Below are 21,937 nucleotides of genomic sequence, written 5' to 3'. Positions count from 1 at the left end.
CTGTCTCGTTCAACCGTCCTTTCCGACCTCCTTGAAACAGGACGGAACAAGAAGCAACCCTATTCAGATTTTCCGGCAGGCGGCACTGGCATAATGCAGGCGACCTCTTTCGGGCTCAGGAAATGACATACGACGTCCCCCCGCCAAACGCCATGCCAGGCGATACCCAGGCTAGATTTTCCCTGGCCGCATCTACCCGCACCCGGCGCCACCCGGTTCAGCGCCGCTTGACCGGCCTGCTGCTGACGCTGCTGGCGATCTGTCTTCTGAGCGCCTGCGAGCGCGCCGCTCCCGCGGCTCCCGGCGCCGTCCCGGTACGCCTGGAAACCGTCGGCAGCCGGGCGCCAGCCAGCGATGTGTCCTTGCCGGGCATCGTTGCCGCCCGAACCGAAAGCCAGCTGGGGCTGCGCGTCAGTGGCCGCTTGTCAGCGCGGCCGGTGGATCGCGGCAGCAGCGTCAAGGCCGGCGCCGTCCTCGCCACGCTGGATCCGATTCCTTTGCAGTTGGCGGTGCAAGCGGCCGAAGCCCAGTTGGCGCAAGCTCGCAGCGCCCTCGAACAGGCCGGCAGCGACGTCACGCGCAATCAGCAGCTGGTAGCACGCGGGGCCATCGCCAAAGCCGACTTTGAACGCATGCAGACCGCCCAGACCAGCGCTGCGGCCCAGGTGCGCGCGGCCGCCAGCCAGCTGGAACGCGCTCGCACAGACCTGGCCGATGCCACCTTGCGCGCGCCGCATGACGGCATCATCACTGCCGTCTGGGCCGAACCGGGGCAAGTCATTGCCGCAGGTGCCCCTGTCGTTTCGCTGGCCTATGCCGGTGAACTGGAAGTTCAGGCCGATGTGCCGGAACACCTGATCGCCAGCCTGGCACCCGGCACCGGCGCGCAGGTAGCGCTGCTGGAGCAACCCGAACACCGCTTTCCCGCCACCGTCCGCGAAGCGGCCCCGGCGGCCGATCCCGTGACACGCACCTTCCGCATCCGGCTGACCGTCCCGGCGCTGAGCCCGAGCGCCCGCCTCGGCATGAGCACCACCGTCACCCTGCCCCGTGCCACGCAAGACGAAGCGGCCACCTGGACCTTGCCACTGTCGGCACTGCTGCAGCATGAAGGCGCGACCGCAGTCTGGGTGCTCCCCCCCGGCGCCGATCACCTGGTGTTGCGCCCGGTGACCATCGGCCGCCTGGGCACTGACCACGTCACCATACTCGGCGGCCTGGAGGCAGGAGAGCGCGTCGTTACCGCTGGAGTTCATCGTCTGGATGCTGGCCTGGTGGTCACTCCCTGGGATGGCCGCCTGCCATGAATCACTTCAACCTTTCGGCATGGGGCCTGCGGCATGGCGCCCTGGTGCTGTTCGCCATGCTGATGTCACTGGCGCTGGGCGTGCAGGCCTACTTCCAGCTGGGACGTTCCGAGGACCCGGAAATGACCATCATGGTCATGACCCTGGATGTCGCCTGGCCCGGCGCCACGACCGAAGAAATGCAAAAGCAGGTCGTGGAAAAAATCCAGCGCACCCTGCAGGAAGTTCCCTATTATGACTATGTCAAAAGCTATGTCCGCCCCGGCCGCGCCACCCTGTTCCTGGTATTGAAGGACTGGGCCGGCAAGGAGGCCATCCACGAAAGCTGGTACCAGGCCCGCAAACGGGTCGGCGATATGCGCTATACCTTGCCGGAAGGCGTCATAGGGCCGTTTTTCAATGACGATTTCGGCGACACCTTCGGTTCCATCTATGCCTTCCATGCCGACGGATTCGACGACGCCGACATGAAGCAGGTTCTGCTGGCAGCGCGTGAGCATGTCCTGGCCCTGCCGGATGTTTCCAAGGTATCCCTGCTGGGCGTCCAGGACCAACGCTTTTACCTGGAATTCAGCCATGCCCGCCTGGCGCAGCTGGGCCTGACGCCTGAGCAGGTGCTGGCCAGCCTGGCCCAGCGCAATATCGTCATGCCAGCCGGCACGGTGGAAGGCCCGCGCGCCCGTATTGCAGCACGTGTGGACGGCGCCATCCACAGTCTCGAAGATATCGAAAACACCCCAGTGTCCGCCAATGGCCGTACCTTCCGCCTGGGCGACATCGCCACCATCACGCGGGGCTTCATCGACCCGCCGGAATCCTCGATGCGCCGAGATGGCAAGCGCGTCACCGGGCTGGCCGTGTCCATGGTCGAAGGCGGCGATATCCTGCGGCTGGGGCGGCAGCTGCAGGAAACCATGGATGACTTCCAGCGCCAATTGCCTGCCGGCATCCAGATCGAGAAAATCGTTGACCAACCCACCCTGGTCGATCATTCCATCAATGAGTTCCTGGGCCATTTCCTGCTGGCGCTGGCCATCGTTCTGGCTGTCAGCCTGATGGCGCTGGGCCTGCGCACCGGCATCGTCGTCGCCCTGTCGGTGCCGCTGGTGCTGGGCATCACCTTCTTCATCATGTGGCTCATGGATATCCACCTGCACCGCGTCTCCTTGGGTGCACTGATCATCGCGCTGGGCCTGCTGGTGGATGACGCCATCATCGCCGTGGAAATGATGCTGGTGAAAATGGAACAAGGCTGGGATCGCTTCCGTGCCGCGTCCTTTGCCTGGACCTCTACCGCATTCCCCATGCTGACTGGCACGCTGATCACCGTCGCCGGCTTCGTTCCGGTGGGCTTCGCGCGTTCTTCGACCAGCGAGTTCACCCAATCCATATTCTGGGTCGTCGGTATTTCGCTGATCGTCTCGTGGCTGATCGCCGTCTTGTTCACCCCGTATCTGGGCACCAAACTGCTGCCCGATATGCCTGCGCCCGGCAGCCACGCCCCAACTGAAAGTCCGGCGCGTCAGCGCATGCGCCGCTGGTTCGCCGCCCATATAGACTGGTGCGTGGCGCATCGCAAAGCCGTGCTGGTCTTCACCACCCTGGCCTTCTTCGCATCGGTGGCAGCCTTCACGCTGGTACCCAAGCAATTTTTCCCGGATTCGCCACGCGAAGAAATCCTGATTGATGTGCATCTGGAAGAAGGCGCCAGCTACGCCGCCACGCTGGCCGAAACCCTGGCCGTCGAAAAGCTGCTGAGCAAAGACAAGCGCGTCGGCCATTACACGGCCTACGTCGGCGGCGGCGCGCCGCGCTTCTATCTGGCGCTCGAACCCGAACTACCCAAACTGAACTACGCGCAGCTGATCGTCTATCCCAAGGACATCCGCGATACGCCCGCGCTGGCCGCCACGCTGCGCCAGCAACTGCAGGAGCATTTCGCCCATATCCGCACACGCGTCTATCTGCTGGAACTGGGCCCGCCTGTCGGGTACCCGGTGCAGTTCCGCGTGCGTGGCAGCGACCCCGACACCGTGCGCGGCATCGCCTACCAGGTGCGCGACATCATGCGCCAGCATCCGCATATCCGCGACGCCAACCTGACCTGGAACGAACGCACCAAGGCCGTCCGCCTGGTGGTCGATCAGGACCGGGCGCAGGCGCTGGGCCTGAGCACTCAGGCGATCGCCCAGACGCTGCAGACCATGCTGAGCGGCTACACCGTCACGCAAGTCCGTGAGGGCGACGAGCTGATAGATGTCGTGGCGCGCGCCGTACCGGACGAAAGGCTGGACGCCGCCCGGCTCGATGAAATCAGCCTGCGCACCGCCAGCGGCGCTGTCGTGCCCCTGGGCCAGGTCGCCCGCTTGCAGCCCGAGCTGGAAGAAGGCGGCATCTGGCTGCGCGACCGCCTGCCCACCCTGGCCGTACGCGCCGACGTCATCGACGCGCAGGCACCGGATGTTTCGGCCGATATCGAAGGTATGCTGGCAGACTTGCGCGCCAGCCTGCCGGTCGGTTATGCCATAGACACCGGTGGTTCCATGGAAGAAAGCGCCAAGGCCAACGGCGCCATTGCCCTGGTGCTGCCGCTCATGCTGCTGCTCTGGGCCCTGTTCCTGATGATCCAGCTGCAAAGTTTCAGCCGCATGTTCATGGTTCTGCTGACAGCTCCCCTGGGCATGATGGGCGTCAGCCTGGGCCTGTTGATCACCCAGGTGCCCTTCGGTTTCGTGGCTACGCTGGGGGTCATCGCCCTGGCCGGCATGGTCATGCGCAACTCGGTCATCCTGGTCGATCAGATAGACCGCGATATCGCGGCTGGCGACTCACGCTGGGAGGCCATCATTCACGCCACCATGCGCCGCACCCGTCCGGTGGTGCTGACTGCGCTGGCCGCGATCCTGGCCATGATCCCGCTGACGCTATCCGTTCTCTGGCGGCCTATGGCCATCTCCATCATGGGAGGCCTGGCGGTCGCCACCGTCCTGACCCTGTTCTTCGTACCTGCCTTGTATGCGGCCTGGTTCCGAGTACAGCGCGATGAACCTGCGGCCACGGCCGGCACACCGCCGCCCGGCGCCGCCAGTTGAAGCCGCAGGGCCGGGGCGGCGCATCTGCCGCTGCCCCGGCTCCTGTTATCCGGCTCGCCGGATAGCAGGCAAACTCCCAGGACTCGGCTATGATGAGCACTCATCTTCCCCATGCCGCCATGCCCGTCCTGTTTCCCTATTCCGCTGCTGCCACCACCGTCACGCCCGCCACGGCGTCGCGCCTGGTCGTCTGTTTCTGCGCGCAATGGTGCGACACCTGCCGCGCCTACCTGCCGACGCTGGAGGCCCTGTCGGAGAAATATCCGGAAGACTGTTTTGCCTGGATAGATATTGAAGACCAGCCCGAGTTCCTGGGCGACGTCGATGTCGAAAACTTTCCGACGCTATTGGTCATGGAAGGCGAGCGCACCGTGTTTTTCGGCCCGATGCTGCCTCATATCGGCCATCTGGATCGGCTGCTGGCCCAAGCGCCGGCGGATACGCACATCAGCCATGAATTGCCTGATGTGCGCAGCCTGCTGCAAGAGACGCTGGCCACGCGCTGAACGCCGGGCCAAGCTGTGATTGCGCCAGGCGCGCCAGCAGGCAGCTGTTCGCTTCATACCCGCTGGTTCGGTTGGGAACCTGATTGTGGCCCCTATCGACTGGCCCTATTGGCTCTATGGAACACTGTGGTCCTGCCTGGCCCGCCTTGGCCCATCCTGCCCTCGGCGAACACGCCAAGGGCTGAACCCATCATCAACGACGCGGATTGCCCGCGCCGCCGAGCAGCAAGCCGACATTGCGGGGCTTGCTGGAGGCCTGGGCCGCATGCTCGGCCGTCGCCGGTTCGCTCACGCTACGGGGCGCCGTGGCGGCCGCTACGGGCTCATAGGGTTTGACAAAGAATTCGTCCACTGGCGCGGCACTCGCCCCGTGGCCACCCAGGCTGCGTCCGCTGCGCGTGGATGCGCCACCATGGCTGTGCGAACGGCTGCGGCTGACGCTGGGCAATGCCAGTTCGCCACGCGGGACGGGACGGCGGATCAGTTTTTCCACATCCAGCAGCAAGCGCTCATCGTCTGCCGCATAAAACGAAATGGCCTCGCCTGACGCACCGGCACGGCCCGTGCGGCCAATACGGTGCACGTAATCTTCCGCGTTGTAGGGCAAATCGTAGTTGATGACGCAAGGCACACCCGCCACATCCAGGCCACGGGCGGCAACATCGGTCGCCACCAGCACTTCCAGCTCGCCGGACTTGAAGGCCTCCAGGGCTTTCATGCGGTCCGCCTGGCTCTTGTCGCCATGGATGGATTCGGCCCGCACGCCGTCGCGCGCCAGCTCGCGCGCCAGGCGCGCCGTTCCGATCTTGGTATTCGAGAACACGATGACCTGGCGCAAATTGCGCGACTTCACCAGATGTACCACGGCAGCACGCTTGTCTTCGCTGCGGATGGCATAGGCAATCTGCGTCACGGTATCTGCCGTGGCATTACGGCCTGCCACTTCGATTTCCACCGGATTCTGCAGGAAGGTACGACCGAGCTTGCGAATTTCATTGCTGAAAGTCGCTGAAAACAGCAGCGTCTGGCGCTGCGTCGGCAACAATTTCACAATGCGGTCCAGATCGGGCAAAAAGCCCATATCCAGCATGCGATCCGCTTCATCCAGCACCAGCAGCTGCACTTGCGACAGGTTGACCGTCTTCTGCTCGACGTGATCCAGCAAGCGGCCAGGCGTGGCGATCAGGACTTCGCAACCGCGCCGCAAGGCTTCTTTTTGCGGGCCGATATCAACGCCGCCAAACACCACCGTGGAACGCAACGGCGTGTGCTGGCTGTAGCGGCGTACGTTTTCCGCCACCTGATCGGCCAGCTCGCGGGTGGGCGCCAGCATCAGGGCCCGCACCGGATGGCGCGCGGGCGAAGCGCTGTGGGTCGCCAGCGGCATCAGGCGATGCAGGATGGGCAGCGTGAACGCTGCCGTCTTGCCTGTGCCCGTCTGCGCCGCTCCCATCACATCACGGCCGCTGAGCACCTGCGGAATGGCCTGGGCCTGAATGGGCGTAGGCGTGAGATAGCCGGTATCGGCCACGGCCCGCAAGAGATCGGGATGCAAGCCGAAATCTGCGAAAGTCTGCGTGGATGTATCGTCCTCCGGAACGGAGGGAGTCTGTGTCTGGGTCATCAATCGAAGGTTTTGCATAGCCGGCCAATGCCGGGCAACATGCGTCGCCGCAGTCGGGGCGCGCCATCGCGCCAGAAGAACACGTCTCCTGAACGCGACCGGCCTTGAAACAAGGAGGGCGAACAGAAGCCGCTACCGTGCCGGGCTGGACTGCGATCCTCCCACCTGGCAACAGGCAAAGGCGTCATTTTAGCGCAGTGTTCAACATATGCCCGCCTGCTGTTGCAAGCGCAGCACAGAAAACATGAATTCCGGTATCCCGAACCCGCCCGAACCTCACAGAAACAGCGCCCGCAAGCCCCACAGCGCCACCATCCCGCCCAGGATCATGAACACCGTATTGCGCGTGCGCAGGAAGATGGCGATACCCACCAGGCCGGCAAACAGGCGCAGGTCCAGCACCGGGCCTTCCCCCTGCGCCCAAGGCAGCAATTCCGGCACGATAATGGCCGTCAATGCCGCTGCCGGCGCGTAGCGCAACGCCTGGCGTACCGTATCCGGCAAAGGCAGGCGATCGCCAAATAACATATAGCCACTACGGCTGATGAAGCTGCACAGCACCAGCATGGCAATCACGCCGTAGGCATAGGAAGCCGGAACGTTCTCCATCATTGCCCTCCGACGCGACCTGCGCCACGGTTCAAGCGATTCTCCGCCAGGATGCCGGCAACAATGCCGGCCACCACTGCAGCTGCCAGCCCCAGGCGCAGCGGCCAATTCTGCCCGAGCCAGGCCACTGCCGTTGCCACGGCCACCGTCACCGCCATCGGACGCGTCCGCACCAGCGGCACCAGAATGGCCAGCAAGGCCAGCACGGCAGCGAATTCCAGCGACCAGTCCGACGGAATCATGCCGCCCAGGAATACCCCGATCAGAGAGAAAACCTGCCAATTGAACCAGGCGGGCACGATCATGCCGATATAGAACCACACCTGCTCACGCTGACGCGTCGGCGCTTCCTTGCCAAACCGCGACATGAACACCACAAAAGTCAGGTCCGTGGTGAAATATCCCAGCACCAGACGCTGACGCCACGGCAAATGGCGAAAATAGGGTTGCAGCGCCGCGCCGAAAATCACGAACCGCAGATTCACCATGAGCGCGGCGGCCAAGATCAGCAACAGAGGCTCGCCCGCGGCAATCATCGGCAAGGCCAGCAATTGAGCCGAGCCCGCATAGACCAGCACCGTCATCCAAGTTGCGGCCCACTCGCTCAGCCCCGACTTGACCAGCGCCACGCCTGTCACCAGCCCCCAGGTACCGCTGGCCACCAGCGTGGGCATTATCGCCTTGGCGCCCTCCATGAAACTCGCGCGCCGCACATGCCTGCGCCTGGCCTCCAAAGCCTCATCCCTGACTTCCACTGCCTGTCTCCTTCTTGCCTGGCGGTCAGGCCCGCCGGCATTCTTTTTTCTGTCCATCCCAAGCCTGCGCCAGCCATACCGCCGCAAGCGTGGCGCGAAACCAGCGTCGGCATGAAAACCCTTGCACCTGAACGCGCTTTGCACCAGTCACGTTGCTACAATGGCACCCGAGTTTTCACTGTCTGAATTTCAGGCGCCAGCGTAGCATGCGGACCGCGCATGCCGCCCGCGGCCTCCATTATGCAGGAACCAGCATGAGCACCAACCAGACTACCCCCGATACCCTCGCCCCCGAAGCCATCGAAGTCGGCGCCGAAGCGCTGCCGGTTTACTGCCCCGGCCCGCACGCGCCGGCCTGGAGCATGCATCCGCGCGTGTTCCTGGATGTGACCCGCACCGGCTCGGCCAGCTGTCCGTACTGTGGCGCGCTCTACCGGCTCAAGCCGGGTGCTGCCGTTCCACATCACCACTGACCCGCCGCCCGTTACCACAGCCATCATGTTCGCCACGCCCGACGAAGCAGAACAAGCGTTTTATGAAGCCCTGGCGCGCCAGGACCTCTCAGGTGTGATGCAGGTCTGGGCCGACGACGAGGAAATCATCTGCATTTCCTCCGCCGGCTCCCGCATCATCGGCCAGATCGCGGTTCTTGAGGCAATGCGCGAACTTTTCCGCCGTGGCACGGTCTCCATACGTCCCGTCCGCTGCGCCGCGACCCTCAATATGATGAGCGCGGTTCATGTCCTGGTGGAACAGACCACCGAACGCAGCAGTGCCGGCCTGAAAATCGCTACCCACCATGTCACGCACGTTTTCCACAAAGGACCAACAGGCTGGCGGCTGGTTCTGCACCATGCCTCCCCGGCACCGGATACCGGTGGCCTGCTGCCCCTGCATGAAATTCCGGACATCGTGCATTGACCTTTCCCGGCGCCCGGTTTCCAGGCGCCTACTGCCGCCCGTCCCGGCGGCGCGACCGACGATACTGCCCATGCCGCGCCTGTCCGCCCGCCCTGCCCTGAACGAGATCCAGCCATGACTGCCCGCCTGGACCTCACCGCCAGCCATGCGCCGATCTGGTTGCCCAACGGGCATAGCCAGACGATCTACAGCGCAACCCTGGCGCACTATCATCGCATTGCATTTCTGCGGCAACGCGTCGAAACGCCTGACGGCGATTTCCTCGATTTCGACTGGAGCGGCCCGGGCCTGTTTCCGCGCCGCCATCCGGACGGCGCACCGCCTGCGCACGATGGCCTGCTGCCCAAAGGCGCGGCGCTGCGCTGGATGCAGGCCTCCGATTGGGAAAAACTCCCTACCCTGGACAATCCGCCAGCACTGGTTCTTTTCCATGGCCTGGAAGGCGGCAGCGATAGCCACTACGCCCAGTCCATCGCCCAGTATTTCCGCGCGCGCGGCTGGATCGTCGTCGTCCCGCATTTCCGCGGCTGCTCGGGTGCCCCCAACCGTCTGGCACGCGCCTACCATTCCGGCGACAGCCAGGAAATCGGTTTCATTCTGGACACCTTGCGCACGGCCCTGCCGCATGCCCGTTGGCATGCCGCCGGGATGTCACTGGGCGGCAACGCGCTGCTGAAGTACCTCGGGGAACAGGGCGCAGCGGCCTCCTGGCTGCACGCCTGCGCCGGCATCTCCGTGCCGCTGGATCTGGTCGCCGCCGGCGAACACCTATCGGACAATCGCTTCAACCGTTACGTGTACGGCGGCCTGTTCATCCGCACGCTCAAACGCAAAGTGATGCAGAAAGCGCAGTGGTTCCCCGGCGTCATAGACATCATGCGCGTCACCCAGGCGCGCCACCTGCGCGATTTCGACGACGCCTATACGGCCCCCATGCACGGCTTCGAGAACGCACACGACTACTGGGCGCGCTCCTCAAGCAAGCAATTCCTGCCGCAGATTACCGTTCCCACCCTGGTGCTCAATGCCCGCAACGACCCCTTCCTGCCGGAAGCCAACTTGCCCGGGCCCAGCGAAGCTGCCTCAGCCGTACTGCTGCATCAGCCGGCAGATGGCGGCCATGGCGGCTTTCCCAGCGGCAATTTCCCCTGCCACCTGAACTGGCTGCCGCAACGCCTGGCGCGCTTCTTCGACACCCAGGATTGACCCCTGCCGCCCCTTGCCCGCCAGTCAGCGGGCAGGCCCGTCAGGACGTCCGGAAGCGCTCCAGCAAAATACGCTCGTCTTCCAGCTGGCGCTGAATATCGTTGATTTCCGCATCAATCTGCGACTGCTCATAGAAATCGCTGGTCATGCCGCGCGCCTGGCGCAGTTGCCCGACGGCCGCAGCCAAGGCTCCGGTGTCGCGGTAGTAGCGCGCCATATCTCGCCGCGCCAGCGCCTGTTGTCCCAATTTTTCCCGGCTCTGGGCGCGCAGCTGGTACAGCAGGGAGTCACGCTGCGTCGCGCGCTCATCTTTCAGGCGCTCATCCAGAAACGCCACGGCCGCAGCATGATCCTCCGCCCGCTGCAACGCCTGCGCATACAGGCGCACCATCAACTGCTGCTCCGGCCAGCGTTTCCAGGCGGCTTCAGCGAGCTTGCGGGCATCTCGCTTGGCGGCCCAGGCAATCTCGATTTCCAGCGCTGCCTGCTGCGGCGTTTCCATGCCATCCGCGCGTGATGCGGCCAATTGCCGCGCCGCGCCATCCAGGTCATTGCGCTGCAGGGCCAGCAGCGCCAGGCCATAAAGCGCTGCTGCGCGGCGCACCCCGGTATCCGCCCGTGCCTCGTCGCGCAACTGAGCCTCGACACGCTGGCGCCCTTGCGGGTCACTGGCCTGCTGCACACGCAAACGCGATCGCAGGAACCAGAAGGCCGGACTGCTGGCATGATTGACCGGCGGCAGCATGCGCACACGGTTCTGCATATCCGACATCCGGTCCAGCGACAAGGGGTGGGTACTGGCATAGGCGCCGCCCCCTGTCCCTTCATTGAGGCGCGAAGCATTCATCAAGCGGGCAAACATGTGCACCATGCCATTCGGGTCATAGCCGGCCTTGCGCAGCATTTCCACCCCGGCCCGGTCGGCTTCGCGTTCGGCATCCCGCGAAAAACCCAATTGCCGGTCTATCGCCGCCGCCTGCCCGAACGCCGCCAGGCCGGTCGCCAGATCCGCGCCGCCCCCCGCCACCGCAGCCAGCAGCGCCGCTGCCACGGCAGCCATCATGACGCCGCTGTTCTGTGATTGCTGCGTCAGCCCGCGAGCAATGTGGCGCTGGCTGACGTGCCCGATTTCGTGCGCCACCACGCCGGCCAGTTCAGATTCCGAATCGGACGATACGATCAAGCCGCTATGGACGCCGATGTAGCCGCCCGGCATGGCAAACGCATTGATGGAAGGCTCTTTCAGGCCGAAAATCTGCACGGGAATCTGGCCATTGGGCGCAAAACGCGCCAGGCTTTCCCCCAACTCAGTCAGATACTGGATCAGATCCGCATCCCCGATATAGGAGGGATCCATCCGGCCCTGCACCATGATGGCATCGCCCAGCCGCCGTTCCTGCAAGGGCGACAACTCCGTTGCCGAAGCCGCGCCCATCGAGGGCAGGCCGATAGGCTGCGCCGGCACGGCAGGCGACACGCACAAGGCGCACACAGCCATCAAGCCAGCCAGCATGCGCTGGGCGGGACGCAAGGCGAAAGCAGAGGCCGGTACCTGCCGGCGCGGGGCAATCTTGATCTTCATGCTGATTATGATAACGGCGTAGCGCCCAGGTTCCGTAACATTCGGCTTCGCCCCTCTCTACCACCCCGCACACAACAAAAAAACCCGTGGCTGCGCTTGCAAGCCACGGGCTCATTCATGCACCGGCTGCGCCTGGCAGCCCACTTCCTGGGCCGGTCGTCAGGCCGGCACACCCGCATCCACATCCAACCGGCGCACGCCGGGATGCTCGCGCAAGCGACGCACCTGACACATCATCGCCGCACGGCGCTCCGGCGGACAATCGACATCCAGGTAGGCGTGCACGCTGCCATCCACTATCCCCGGCCCGACACGCAACGAAGACACTTCCAGTCCGGCATCACGCAGATCCAGACAAATCTGGCGCCGCAGGTCGCCCAGACGCGTGGCATCGCAATCGAGCATCAGGCGCTGGACCGAACGATGTTGGGTACGGGTGGCAGCTCCGGCCAGGCCGGCGCGACGCAGGTAGAGATCAAAAATTCGCATGGCAGTCTCCCATTAGGGTGCCGGACGCGTCAACGGCCGGCGCGGTTCGATAGCCGGCTGACGCCGCAGCGTCAGCCGGTACTGGGATCGGACACACAGAAAGCGCGAGACAACCGTCGGAACGGCCATCGGATTCCCGCCAAGGATGGGGGGGAAATCGACGAGACGAGCGGAACTACGCTCTATTCGTGAAAAAACGCTCTATTCGTCATTGGACGCGCTACCTGCCGGACTGGCCAGCAGGCAGGCGAAAACCTGGAGCTGTTCAGGCCGGAAGCAAGGTGTCGGATCGGCTACTTTCGCCTGGATCAGTGGACACAAATGCCCCTCGTTGTGGAAAGGAATAAGAGCATAGCATTTTTGTTATTTAAAAACAAGGTCTTAACCGGCTATTTTCTGTTCTTTCCGGGCTGGCCGGGCTACACTCCCTGTATTGTGGGTGCGTGTTGCCATCATCAGGCGCGCATCCGAGGCAAATCGTGCAGTATCGCGCTGCGCGCCATGCCTGCCCGACCCGCCCCCGTCCTAGTGGCAGGCGCTGGCGGGAGCATGATCAGAATCCGGGCCAAGCGGCGTCCAGCCTGAGCCGTGGCAGTGTTCCGGGTCCAGGCAGGAGAAGAATCCTATGTATGACGTCGCCATCCTGGGCGCCGGCCCGGTCGGTATTGCCCTGGCCCTGCTGCTGGCGCAGCACACCGCGCGGCCTGAGCGCATCCTGTTGCTCGCCAATGACCGCCCGGCCGCAGGCGTTCCTCCCAACACGCCCGACCCGCGCACGCTGGCCCTCAACCATGGCAGCCGCGTACTGCTCGAACCACTGAACGCCTGGCCTGCCAACGCCGCGGACATTCATACGGTTCATGTCTCGCAAAAAGGCCGTCTGGGACGCACCCTGATCCAGGCCAGCGAGCTGCATGTGCCGCGGCTGGGCAGCGTCCTGACCTACACCGACCTGCATGCCAGCCTGTCCCAGGCGCTCGACCACAGCCGCGTCACCGTGCGCCATGGCCCGTCCGCCCATCTGGGCCCCCAGGACCAGGACAGCATCACCATTCAACAGGGCGACCAGCGCTACCAGGCGGCGCTGGCGGTGCGCGCCGACGGTTTGCCTGAACATGCTGCAGCCGCCCCGGCCGAACAGCACGCCATCCTGACCCTGGCGCGCGCAACCCTGCCACGCCTGGGCTGGGCCTGGGAGCGCTTCACCCGCTCCGGCCCGCTGGCCTTGCTGCCGCATCCGGCAGGGCCGGCCGTGCATGCCGTCGTCTGGTGCCTGCCCGCCGCTGAAGCCCAACGCCTCGTCCATCTGGACGATGAACATTTTTCTGGCGAGCTGACACGCCACTTCGGCACCCGGCTGGGACGCCTGGAAGTCATGGGCAGCCGCCGCAGCTTCCCGCTGGCCCCGGCGCACGCGCCCCAATTGCGCAACGGCCGTGCCATCGCCATCGGCAACGCGGCCCAGACGCTGCATCCGGTGGCCGGACAAGGCCTGAACCTTGGCCTGAGAGATGCCGCGCGGCTAGCGCACAGCCTGGCGCCCTGGTTGCAGGCGCACCCGCTTAGCCTGGATAGCGTCCTGCAGGAATATGAAACTGCACGCGAGCATGACCGGGATCTGACGATTCGCCTGACCGGCCTGCTGCCGCGCATCTTTTCCACCCAGACCGCCGTCGTGGAGCATGCCTGCGGCGCCGGCTTGCTGGCGCTGGATCTGCTGCCGGCACTGCGCACCCCTTTGGCACGCCATTTGCTGCAAGGTCTGCGCGCCTGAGACGTATTCTCCAGGCGCGACAAAGCCGGGCCGGATGCACACATCCGGGCTCGCCCCCCCCACCACGCTCCGGCATGGTTAAAATCCCTCCTTATGCGCATCGGCCCCTGGTCCCTCCCCAACAATGTTTTCGTCGCCCCGATGGCGGGCGTAACGGATCGTCCCTTCCGCCAGCTTTGCAAAAAGCTGGGGGCAGGCTATGCCGTGTCGGAAATGGCCGCCAGCAACCCGCGCCTGTGGGAAAGCGTCAAGACCTCGCGCCGGCTGGACCACGACGGCGAGATTGCGCCGGTGGCCGTACAGATTGCCGGCGCCGATCCCGCCATGATGGCCGAGGCCGCCATATTCAATGTGGGCAAAGGCGCCCGCATCATCGACATCAACATGGGTTGCCCGGTCAAGAAAGTCTGCAATGCCGCCTCCGGCTCCGCCCTGCTGCGCGACGAAGCGCTGGTCGCGCGCATCCTGGAAAGCGTGGTGCAGGCCTGTGAGCCGCTGGGCGTGCCCGTAACGCTCAAGACCCGCACCGGCTGGGATCGCGACAATCGCAATGCATTGCGCATCGCCCGCCTGGCCGAAGACACTGGCATTGCGGCACTGACCCTGCATGGCCGCACCCGCGCCGATCTCTATACCGGAGAGGCCGAGTACGACACGATCCGCGACGTCCGCGCGGAAATCCGCATTCCCCTTATCGCCAACGGCGACATCGACAGTCCGGAAAAAGCCAGGCATGTCCTGGATTACACTGGCGCCGACGCGGTCATGATAGGCCGCGCGGCCCAGGGCCGTCCCTGGCTGTTCCGCAACATCGACCATTACCTGCGCACCGGCGAGCAACTGCCGCCCCCGAGTTGGCAGGCCATGCGCGAATTGCTGCTGGAACACCTGGACGACCACTACCGTTTTTATGGCGAGCACACTGGCGTGCGCACCGCCCGCAAGCACATCGGCTGGTATCTGGCCGGCCTGCCCGGCGCGCAGGCATTCTGCGCCGTGATGAACCGTCTCGACGATACCCGCGCACAATGGCGCGCCGTCGCCGACTGGTTCGACCAGAACATGCGCACTTGCGATCCGCACGCCCCCGTTATCGCCACTAGCCCCCTGGCCGCCTGACGCGGCCATCACTCTTTTATCCTGAACATGAGCAAGCAAGATGTCCTCGAAGAATGTGTGCGCACCAGCCTGGAGCGCTACTTCGCCGACCTGGAGGGGGATGCCCCCCAGAACATGTGGAACATGGTGATGACCGCCGTCGAGCGGCCTGTGCTCGAGGTCGTCATGAAGCAGGCCGGCGGCAATCAGTCGCGGGCATCTGAAATGCTGGGCATCACCCGCAACACCTTGCGCAAGAAGCTGCAGGCCCACAGCCTGATCCCGAACTGAACGGGCCCCGAATTCCCCTACTTTTCATTCCGACCATGAAAATCCAAACCGCCCTGCTCTCCGTCTCCGACAAAGCCGGTATCGTCGATTTCGCCCGTGCCCTGTCCGCGCGCGGCATCAAGCTGCTCTCCACTGGCGGCACCGCCAAGCTGCTGGCCGAAGCCGGCCTGGCCGTGACCGAAGTGGCCCAGCATACCGGCAGCCCGGAAATCCTGGATGGCCGCGTCAAGACGCTGCACCCGAAAATCCACGGCGGGCTGCTGGCACGCCGCGACAACGCAGAACACCTGAGCACCATTGAAGAACACGGCATCGAGCGCATCGACCTGCTGGTGGTGAACCTCTACCCCTTCCGCGAGACCGTCGCCAAACCTGGCTGCACCTTCGCAGATGCCGTCGAAAACATCGACATCGGCGGCCCGGCCATGCTGCGCGCAGCAGCCAAGAACCACGGCACGGAAGCCGGTGGCGTGACAGTCGTGATCGACCCGGCCGACTACGGCCGTGTGCTGGAAGGCATCGACAGCCCGGCAGGCACCCCGTCCTACGCGCTGCGCCTGGAACTGGCCGGCAAGGTCTATGCCCACACCGCCGCCTACGACGGCGCCATCGCTGCCTACCTGAGCAGCCTGGCAGAAGCCGCACCGGCCCAGGACGCTGCCCCGGCACGCGAGGCCTGGCCCCGTACCCTGACGCTGCAGGTTCGCCGCGAGCAAACCCTGCGCTATGGCGAGAACCCCCACCAGGATGCCGCCTTCTACGTCGATCCGGTCCGCCCGGCCGGCCTGCTGGGCAACTATCGCCAGCTGCAAGGCAAGGAACTGTCCTACAACAACATCGCCGACGCCGATGCCGCCTGGGAAGCCGTCCGCAGCTTCGACGGCACGGCCTGCGTCATCGTCAAGCACGCCAACCCCTGCGGCGTTGCGCTGGGCGCCAACACCTTGGCCGCCTACCAGGGCGCCTTGCGCACCGACCCGACCTCCGCCTTTGGCGGCATCATTGCCTTCAACCGGCCGGTAGATGCCGCGACGGCAGAAGCCGTCAGCGGACAGTTCGTGGAAGTCGTGCTGGCACCGGAATATGACGGCGCCGCGCTGGCAATCTTCGCCGCCAAGAAGAATGTGCGCGTGCTGCAGGTGCCGCTGGGCGCCGGCCAGAACGATTTCGACGTCAAACGCGTGGGCGGCGGCTGGCTGCTGCAAAGCCCGGACAACCACGTGCTAACGCGCGACAATCTCAAGGTCGTCACCAAGCTGGCCCCTACCGAGGAACAGCTGCGCGACCTGATGTTCGCCTGGAACGTGGCCAAGTACGTGAAATCCAACGCCATCGTGTTCGTCGCCAATGGCGCCACCGTGGGTGTGGGCGCAGGCCAGATGAGCCGCGTGGATTCGGCCCGCATCGCCTCCATCAAGGCGGAAAATGCCGGCCTGAGCATCCAAGGTTCGGCCGTGGCCTCCGACGCGTTCTTCCCGTTCCGTGACGGCCTGGATGTCGTCGTGGACGCGGGCGCCAGCTGCGTGATCCAGCCGGGCGGCAGCGTGCGCGACGATGAGGTCATCGCCGCCGCCGACGAACGCGGTATCGCCATGGTGTTCACCGGCATCCGCCACTTCCGCCACTAAGACGCCATGCGCATCCTGGGCGTGGACCCTGGCCTGCGGCGTACCGGCTTTGGCGTCATCGACGTCGCCGGGCCGCGGCTGGCCTATGTGGCCAGCGGCACCATCGTGGTTCCCACGACGCTGCCGCTGTCCGAACGCCTGCGCGTCATCCTCGACAATCTGCGCGAGGTGGCGCGCGACACCCGCCCGGATGTCGCTGCGCTGGAAATCGTTTTTCTCAATACCAATCCGTCATCTACGCTGCTGCTGGGCCAGGCCCGCGGCGCCGCCTTGTGCGCGCTGGCGGACAGCGCCTTGAGCGTGCACGAATATACGGCCCTGCAGATCAAGAAATCCGTGGTCGGCACGGGCCGCGCCGCCAAGGAGCAGGTGCAGCACATGGTGCGGCATCTGCTGGCCCTGGATGGCAACCCGGCGCCCGACTCTGCCGATGCGCTGGCCTGCGCCATCTGCCATGCGCACATAGGCGCCATGCAGGATCAGCTGGACGCCCAGGGCCATGCGCTGGCGGCACGCCAGTTCCGGCCGGCCTACCGCAACGGCCGCTTGCGCTGAATCACGCAGGCCGACGGCCGTGCCGTCGCCGTCCCGTTCGTATATGATCCCCGCATTCCCGTCCCTGGCTGCTGCGTTTTGCAGCCCATGACGGCATACGCGCATTCACCTGAGGACGACCTGCCATGATTGGCCGCATCACCGGCACCCTGCTGGAAAAATCCCCGCCCACGATCTGCGTCGATACCGGCGGCGTAGGCTACGACATCGACGTGCCCATGAGCACGCTCTACAACCTGCCGGACGTAGGCGCCAAAGTCACGCTCTACACCCATCTGAGCATCCGCGAAGATGCGCATGTCCTGTTCGGTTTCGGCACGCCAGCCGAGCGCACCACCTTCCGGCAGCTCGTCAAGGTCACCGGCATCGGGGCCCGCACGGCCCTGGGGATACTGTCCGGCATGAGCGTGGAAGAATTGTCGCAAGCCGTCACGCTGCAGGAAAGCGCGCGCCTGACGCGGGTGCCCGGCATCGGCAAGAAAACCGCCGAACGCCTGCTGCTGGAACTGAAAGGCAAGCTGGGCGCCGACCTGGGCCATGTGCAGGGCAGCGCTGCCCCCAGCAGCCAATCCGACATTCTCAATGCCCTGCTGGCGCTGGGCTACTCCGAGCGCGAGTCCCTGGCTGCGCTCAAGAAGCTTCCTGCCGACGTCGATGTCTCCGCCGGCATCAAACTGGCGCTGCAAGGTCTGGTGCGTTAAGCAGGCAGATCCGCACTGCCGGAGGAAGCCGCGCCGGCGGCGACCCGCGTCACCATCACCTGATCAATCCGGAAGCTATCGACGTCCATAACCTCGAAGCGGTAGCCGCCCCAGCTGATCGTATCGGTGCGGCGCGGCACGCGCCGCAGCATCACCATCAGAAAACCGGCCAGGGTTTCATACTCCCCTTCTTCGGGCAGCTCATCCAGGCCAAGCACGCGCTGCACATCCTGGATGGGCGTCACGCCGTCGATCAGCCAGGACTGGTCATCCCGGCGAATGATCTGCTCCTCATCCCAGGGTGACACCAGATCGCCCATCACCGTGCTCATGACGTCATTGAGCGTCACCAGCCCCACCACCAGGCTGTACTCATTGACGATCATGGCGAAGTCCTCTCCCACCTGGCGGAATTGCTCCAGCACTTCCGCCAGCGTCAGGCGATCGGGCACCAGCAGCACCTTGCGCAGCAGGCTGGGATCATCGAGCCGCAAGGGCTGATTGTTCAAGACCCGCTGGAACAAATCCTTGGCATCGACATAGCCGACCACATGGTCGATATCGCCGCGGCATACCGGATAGGTTGAATAAGGCTCGGCGGCAATCCGCATGCGGATCACCTCATCCGGGTCATCAATCAGGAAATAGGCAATGCGTTCGCGTTGCGTCATGGCGCTTGGCACCAGGCGCGTGCCCAGCTCGAATACATTTTCTATTACCTGCTGCTCGCCCGCCGCCAGGACGCCGGAACGCGTTCCTGCCTCGGCCAGCGCCAGGATATCGTCAGTCGTCACGCCTTCTTCACGCCGATCCGGCACCCGGAAAAAACGCAGGGTGCGGTATGTCAGCCAGGCATAGAAACGCACCAGGGGCCGAAACAGGATGGTCAGCCACCCCATCGGCCGCACGACCCGGACAGCCACTTGCTCCGGCAGGATCATGCCCAGCTGACGCGGCACCAGATCCGTCAGCAGAATGAACAAGGATGTCACCAGAGCAAATGACAACAGAAAGCCCAGCGAACCGGCCCATGCCGGTGTCATCCAGAAGCCGAAGAAAGCCGTCAGGTAAGGACTGAACAAGGCTTCGCCGACAATACCGCCGAGAATGGCCAGCGTATTGGTGCCGATCTGCACCACCGTGAAATAGTGGCCCGGCTGCTCTTGGGTACGCAGCACGGCAGTCGCACGGGCGTCACCGGCTTCTTCCAGGCGCTGCAAGCGCAGGCGACGCGACGCCGCCATGGAAATTTCCGCCAGCGAGAAAAAAGCACTGGCAACAATCAAAAGGATAAGGAGGAAAAGATTCTGGGTAAAACTCATAGGCTCACAGGCACGCCGCCCGACAGGGCGGCTTCAGGCATCAAGGGGAATTCCCCCAGGGCCCATCACCGGGCCCCAGGGGAGGATACCAGCTTCATGCTACCTGAGGATAGCGAGCCAGGCCGGCTGATTGCTGGCCCATTACCAATCAATTGCCAATCAATTACCAGTCAATTACCAGTCAATTGCCGGCCAGATAGCCGGCAAATGCCGTCATATCGACGTTGCCGCCGCTCAGAATGGCAGCAGCCCGCTGACCGGAACGCAACGGAATTTTGCCATGCAGCAGTGCCGCCGCGCCCAGGCAACCGGTAGGCTCCACCACCAGTTTCAGGCGCTGCGCCAGGAATACCAGCGTCTCGCGCAATTCGTCGTCAGTGACTGTCACCACATCATCGACGTCACGGCGCAGAATGGCAAAGGTACGGTCGCCCAGATGCGTCGTCGTGGCGCCATCAGCGATGGTGTGCGGTGCGGCGATATGGTGCAGCACGCCGGTACGCAAGGATTGCTGCGCATCGTTGCCCAAGGCCGGTTCAGCACCGATCAATCGGGCGCCGGGCCGCAAGGCACGCAAAGCCAGCGCGCTGCCGGAAATCAGGCCGCCGCCGCCGATCGGCGTTACCAGAAGATCCAGCTCGGGTTGCTGCTGCAATAATTCCAGTGCCGCCGTTCCCTGCCCGGCAATCACATCGGCATGGTCATACGGGGACAGCAAGACCCGCCCCTCATCGCGAACAAAGGCCTCTGCCATGGCGATGCGGTCATCCTGGTAGCGGTCGTAGGTCAAGACCTGGCCGCCATAGCCTTCCGTTGCAGCGCGTTTGGCTGCCGGCGCATCGGCCGGCATGAGGATGATGGCATGCGTGCCGAGCAGCCGTGCGGCCAGCGCCACCGCCTGCGCATGGTTGCCCGACGAGTAGGCCACCACCCCAGCCCGGCGCTGCGCTTCGGACAACCGTGCAATCGCATAATAGGCACCGCGGAACTTGAATGCGCCCGTGCGCTGGAGATTCTCACACTTGAAAAAAATTTCAGCCCCCGCCCGCGCATCCGCCAAAGGCGAGCGCAGTACCGGCGTACGGTGCACCACGCCGTCCAGTACGGCGTTCGCCCGGATCACATCCTGATAATCGGGGAGGTCTAAAGCGGTCATTTCCTGACAATCGTCCTGCATGCAAAACGCACGGCACCCTGGCAGGGCCCCCTGCCAGGTCACGCCGTGCGAAACCAACATCGTGCCACAAACCGGACGGGGTGGCGCGTCTGCCAGCATAAAAACACCGCCAATTTCTGATGCATCTCCAGGGAACAGGATACGCCTGGCGATTCACTGGACATATCATCAGGTGCTACCATGGCAGCTGGACAGAAATCGTGCGCCATGGCCATCCAATCAGACTCCCTCTCCGCCCGCAGCGAGACCACCCGCCTGGTCACGCCCCATGCCGTCACACCGAATGAAGAATCGGTGGAGCGTGCCCTGCGTCCCAAGGCCCTGTCCGACTATGTCGGCCAGCAGCGCGTACGCGACCAGCTCGACATTTTCATCCAGGCGGCGCGCAACCGCGGCGAAGCGCTGGATCACGTGCTGCTGTTCGGCCCGCCGGGCCTGGGCAAGACCACGCTGGCCCACATCGTCGCGCACGAAATGGGCGTGCAGCTGCGCCAGACCTCCGGCCCCGTGCTGGAACGCCCGGGCGACCTCGCGGCGTTGCTGACCAACCTGGAACGCAACGACGTCCTGTTCATCGACGAAATCCACCGGCTGTCTCCCGTGGTCGAGGAAATCCTCTACCCCGCGCTGGAAGACTTCCAGATCGACATCCTCATCGGCGAAGGCCCGGCGGCGCGTAGCGTCAAGCTCGACCTGCAGCCCTTCACGCTGGTGGGCGCCACCACGCGCGCCGGCATGCTCACCAACCCGCTGCGCGACCGCTTCGGCATCGTGGCGCGGCTGGAGTTCTACAACGCGCAGGACCTGACCCACATCGTCACGCGCAGCGCCGGCCTGCTGCAAGCCACCATTACCCCCGAAGGAGCCGCCGAAGTCGCACGGCGCTCACGCGGCACGCCCCGCATCGCCAACCGGCTGCTGCGGCGCGTGCGCGACTACGCGGAAGTCAAGGGTGGCGGCATCATCTCGGCGGAAATCGCCCAGGCCGCGCTCGGCATGCTGGAAGTTGATCCGCAAGGCCTGGACCTGATGGACCGCAAGCTGCTGGAAGCCATCGTGCACAAGTTCGATGGCGGCCCGGTCGGCGTGGACAGCCTGGCTGCCGCCATCGGCGAAGAGCGCGACACCATCGAAGATGTCATCGAACCCTACCTGATCCAGCACGGTTTCCTGCAGCGCACCTCGCGCGGCCGGATTGCCACCCAGACCACCTGGCGCCACCTGGGGCTGACGCCGCCGCCCGGCACCATGAGCAGCACAGGCAGCCTGTTCGATATCTGACCCGCCACGGTTTCAGGGC

At 64.6% G+C, this 21,937-nt stretch carries 20 protein-coding genes; 13 read left to right on the top strand and 7 right to left on the bottom strand.

Features of this window, described 5'->3' with window-relative positions:
* The first annotated feature begins 122 nt into the window (after positions 1–122).
* From ACNA1V_RS08415 to ACNA1V_RS08405, 3 genes are all read left to right on the top strand, one after another.
* The gene (locus ACNA1V_RS08415; protein WP_415833146.1) at positions 123–1,307 is read left to right on the top strand and encodes an efflux RND transporter periplasmic adaptor subunit; all 1,185 of its coding nucleotides are present in this window, start codon (positions 123–125) and stop codon (positions 1,305–1,307) included.
* A complete protein-coding gene (locus tag ACNA1V_RS08410) occupies positions 1,304–4,399 on the top strand; it encodes an efflux RND transporter permease subunit (protein WP_415833145.1) in 3,096 nt (1,031 codons plus the stop codon). Before ACNA1V_RS08415 ends, ACNA1V_RS08410 begins: the two co-directional genes overlap by 4 nt.
* 92 nt (positions 4,400–4,491) lie before the next feature.
* Entirely contained in the window at positions 4,492–4,905 is a 414-nt protein-coding gene (locus tag ACNA1V_RS08405) for a thioredoxin family protein (RefSeq protein ID WP_415833169.1), read from the top strand.
* A gap of 193 nt (positions 4,906–5,098) precedes the next feature.
* Here ACNA1V_RS08405 and ACNA1V_RS08400 read toward each other — a convergent pair whose 3' ends face one another.
* The 3 genes from ACNA1V_RS08400 to ACNA1V_RS08390 form a co-directional block, all read right to left on the bottom strand.
* Positions 5,099–6,529, bottom strand: coding sequence for a DEAD/DEAH box helicase (locus tag ACNA1V_RS08400; RefSeq protein ID WP_415833144.1), 1,431 nt, complete (start codon positions 6,527–6,529; stop codon positions 5,099–5,101).
* 276 nt (positions 6,530–6,805) lie between these two features.
* Positions 6,806–7,141 carry an AzlD domain-containing protein gene (locus ACNA1V_RS08395; protein ID WP_415833143.1) on the bottom strand — a complete coding sequence of 112 codons (336 nt, stop codon included), beginning with the start codon at positions 7,139–7,141 and terminating at the stop codon, positions 6,806–6,808.
* Complete coding sequence (locus ACNA1V_RS08390; RefSeq protein WP_415833168.1) at positions 7,138–7,833, bottom strand: AzlC family ABC transporter permease; 696 nt, start codon at positions 7,831–7,833, stop codon at positions 7,138–7,140. The genes ACNA1V_RS08395 and ACNA1V_RS08390 overlap by 4 nt, the downstream gene beginning before the upstream one ends.
* Before the next feature lie 314 nt (positions 7,834–8,147).
* On the opposite strand from ACNA1V_RS08390, the gene ACNA1V_RS08385 reads away from it, so the two are divergent.
* From ACNA1V_RS08385 to ACNA1V_RS08375, 3 genes are all read left to right on the top strand, one after another.
* A complete protein-coding gene (locus tag ACNA1V_RS08385; RefSeq protein ID WP_415833142.1) occupies positions 8,148–8,366 on the top strand; it encodes a zinc-finger domain-containing protein in 219 nt (72 codons plus the stop codon).
* A gap of 25 nt (positions 8,367–8,391) precedes the next feature.
* Positions 8,392–8,814: a YybH family protein gene (locus ACNA1V_RS08380; RefSeq protein WP_415833141.1), complete on the top strand. Its 423-nt coding sequence runs from the start codon at positions 8,392–8,394 to the stop codon at positions 8,812–8,814.
* Between the two features lie 114 nt (positions 8,815–8,928).
* A complete protein-coding gene (locus ACNA1V_RS08375) occupies positions 8,929–10,020 on the top strand; it encodes a YheT family hydrolase (protein ID WP_415833140.1) in 1,092 nt (363 codons plus the stop codon).
* A gap of 40 nt (positions 10,021–10,060) precedes the next feature.
* On the opposite strand, the gene ACNA1V_RS08370 is transcribed toward ACNA1V_RS08375, so the two are convergent.
* Both ACNA1V_RS08370 and ACNA1V_RS08365 read right to left on the bottom strand, forming a co-directional pair.
* Entirely contained in the window at positions 10,061–11,533 is a 1,473-nt protein-coding gene (locus tag ACNA1V_RS08370) for a M48 family metalloprotease (protein WP_415833167.1), read from the bottom strand.
* Positions 11,534–11,761: 228 nt separating this feature from the next.
* A complete protein-coding gene (locus ACNA1V_RS08365) occupies positions 11,762–12,091 on the bottom strand; it encodes a hypothetical protein (protein ID WP_415833139.1) in 330 nt (109 codons plus the stop codon).
* A 625-nt stretch (positions 12,092–12,716) separates the two neighbouring features.
* Here ACNA1V_RS08365 and ACNA1V_RS08360 point away from each other — a divergent pair.
* From ACNA1V_RS08360 to ruvA, 6 genes are all read left to right on the top strand, one after another.
* Entirely contained in the window at positions 12,717–13,865 is a 1,149-nt protein-coding gene (locus ACNA1V_RS08360; protein WP_415833138.1) for an FAD-dependent monooxygenase, read from the top strand.
* Between the two features lie 93 nt (positions 13,866–13,958).
* Entirely contained in the window at positions 13,959–14,984 is a 1,026-nt protein-coding gene (gene dusB / locus ACNA1V_RS08355; RefSeq protein WP_415833137.1) for a tRNA dihydrouridine synthase DusB, read from the top strand.
* A gap of 27 nt (positions 14,985–15,011) precedes the next feature.
* Complete coding sequence (locus tag ACNA1V_RS08350; protein ID WP_068374937.1) at positions 15,012–15,254, top strand: helix-turn-helix domain-containing protein; 243 nt, start codon at positions 15,012–15,014, stop codon at positions 15,252–15,254.
* Between the two features lie 35 nt (positions 15,255–15,289).
* Entirely contained in the window at positions 15,290–16,882 is a 1,593-nt protein-coding gene (purH, locus tag ACNA1V_RS08345; RefSeq protein WP_415833136.1) for a bifunctional phosphoribosylaminoimidazolecarboxamide formyltransferase/IMP cyclohydrolase, read from the top strand.
* Positions 16,883–16,888: 6 nt separating this feature from the next.
* A complete protein-coding gene (gene ruvC, locus ACNA1V_RS08340; protein WP_415833135.1) occupies positions 16,889–17,437 on the top strand; it encodes a crossover junction endodeoxyribonuclease RuvC in 549 nt (182 codons plus the stop codon).
* 125 nt (positions 17,438–17,562) lie between these two features.
* On the top strand, positions 17,563–18,138 hold the full coding sequence (ruvA, locus tag ACNA1V_RS08335) for a Holliday junction branch migration protein RuvA (protein WP_415833134.1): 576 nt from the start codon (positions 17,563–17,565) through the stop codon (positions 18,136–18,138).
* Here ruvA and paeA read toward each other — a convergent pair.
* On the bottom strand, positions 18,135–19,460 hold the full coding sequence (gene paeA / locus ACNA1V_RS08330; RefSeq protein WP_415833133.1) for a polyamine export protein PaeA: 1,326 nt from the start codon (positions 19,458–19,460) through the stop codon (positions 18,135–18,137). The genes ruvA and paeA overlap by 4 nt on opposite strands.
* 181 nt (positions 19,461–19,641) lie before the next feature.
* Entirely contained in the window at positions 19,642–20,616 is a 975-nt protein-coding gene (locus ACNA1V_RS08325; protein ID WP_415833132.1) for a threo-3-hydroxy-L-aspartate ammonia-lyase, read from the bottom strand.
* Between the two features lie 228 nt (positions 20,617–20,844).
* Here ACNA1V_RS08325 and ruvB point away from each other — a divergent pair, with 228 nt between their 5' ends.
* A complete protein-coding gene (gene ruvB, locus ACNA1V_RS08320) occupies positions 20,845–21,918 on the top strand; it encodes a Holliday junction branch migration DNA helicase RuvB (RefSeq protein WP_068374963.1) in 1,074 nt (357 codons plus the stop codon).
* Positions 21,919–21,937: the final 19 nt, after the last annotated feature.

This window comes from Kerstersia similis, from assembly GCF_965139615.1.
GTDB lineage: Bacteria > Pseudomonadota > Gammaproteobacteria > Burkholderiales > Burkholderiaceae_B > Kerstersia > Kerstersia similis.
The sequence above is the reverse complement of the archived record's forward strand: the minus strand, read 5'-3'. Positions and strand labels throughout refer to the sequence as shown.

Coding starts and splice junctions, on each gene's coding strand:
- ACNA1V_RS08415 (WP_415833146.1), top strand. CDS start 123: ATGACATACGACGTCCCCCCGCCAAACGCCATGCCAGGCGATACCCAG.
- ACNA1V_RS08410 (WP_415833145.1), top strand. CDS start 1,304: ATGAATCACTTCAACCTTTCGGCATGGGGCCTGCGGCATGGCGCCCTG.
- ACNA1V_RS08405 (WP_415833169.1), top strand. CDS start 4,492: ATGAGCACTCATCTTCCCCATGCCGCCATGCCCGTCCTGTTTCCCTAT.
- ACNA1V_RS08400 (WP_415833144.1), bottom strand. CDS start 6,529: ATGACCCAGACACAGACTCCCTCCGTTCCGGAGGACGATACATCCACG.
- ACNA1V_RS08395 (WP_415833143.1), bottom strand. CDS start 7,141: ATGATGGAGAACGTTCCGGCTTCCTATGCCTACGGCGTGATTGCCATG.
- ACNA1V_RS08390 (WP_415833168.1), bottom strand. CDS start 7,833: ATGGAGGGCGCCAAGGCGATAATGCCCACGCTGGTGGCCAGCGGTACC.
- ACNA1V_RS08385 (WP_415833142.1), top strand. CDS start 8,148: ATGAGCACCAACCAGACTACCCCCGATACCCTCGCCCCCGAAGCCATC.
- ACNA1V_RS08380 (WP_415833141.1), top strand. CDS start 8,392: ATGTTCGCCACGCCCGACGAAGCAGAACAAGCGTTTTATGAAGCCCTG.
- ACNA1V_RS08375 (WP_415833140.1), top strand. CDS start 8,929: ATGACTGCCCGCCTGGACCTCACCGCCAGCCATGCGCCGATCTGGTTG.
- ACNA1V_RS08370 (WP_415833167.1), bottom strand. CDS start 11,533: ATGCTGGCTGGCTTGATGGCTGTGTGCGCCTTGTGCGTGTCGCCTGCC.
- ACNA1V_RS08365 (WP_415833139.1), bottom strand. CDS start 12,091: ATGCGAATTTTTGATCTCTACCTGCGTCGCGCCGGCCTGGCCGGAGCT.
- ACNA1V_RS08360 (WP_415833138.1), top strand. CDS start 12,717: ATGTATGACGTCGCCATCCTGGGCGCCGGCCCGGTCGGTATTGCCCTG.
- dusB (WP_415833137.1), top strand. CDS start 13,959: ATGCGCATCGGCCCCTGGTCCCTCCCCAACAATGTTTTCGTCGCCCCG.
- ACNA1V_RS08350 (WP_068374937.1), top strand. CDS start 15,012: ATGAGCAAGCAAGATGTCCTCGAAGAATGTGTGCGCACCAGCCTGGAG.
- purH (WP_415833136.1), top strand. CDS start 15,290: ATGAAAATCCAAACCGCCCTGCTCTCCGTCTCCGACAAAGCCGGTATC.
- ruvC (WP_415833135.1), top strand. CDS start 16,889: ATGCGCATCCTGGGCGTGGACCCTGGCCTGCGGCGTACCGGCTTTGGC.
- ruvA (WP_415833134.1), top strand. CDS start 17,563: ATGATTGGCCGCATCACCGGCACCCTGCTGGAAAAATCCCCGCCCACG.
- paeA (WP_415833133.1), bottom strand. CDS start 19,460: ATGAGTTTTACCCAGAATCTTTTCCTCCTTATCCTTTTGATTGTTGCC.
- ACNA1V_RS08325 (WP_415833132.1), bottom strand. CDS start 20,616: ATGACCGCTTTAGACCTCCCCGATTATCAGGATGTGATCCGGGCGAAC.
- ruvB (WP_068374963.1), top strand. CDS start 20,845: ATGGCCATCCAATCAGACTCCCTCTCCGCCCGCAGCGAGACCACCCGC.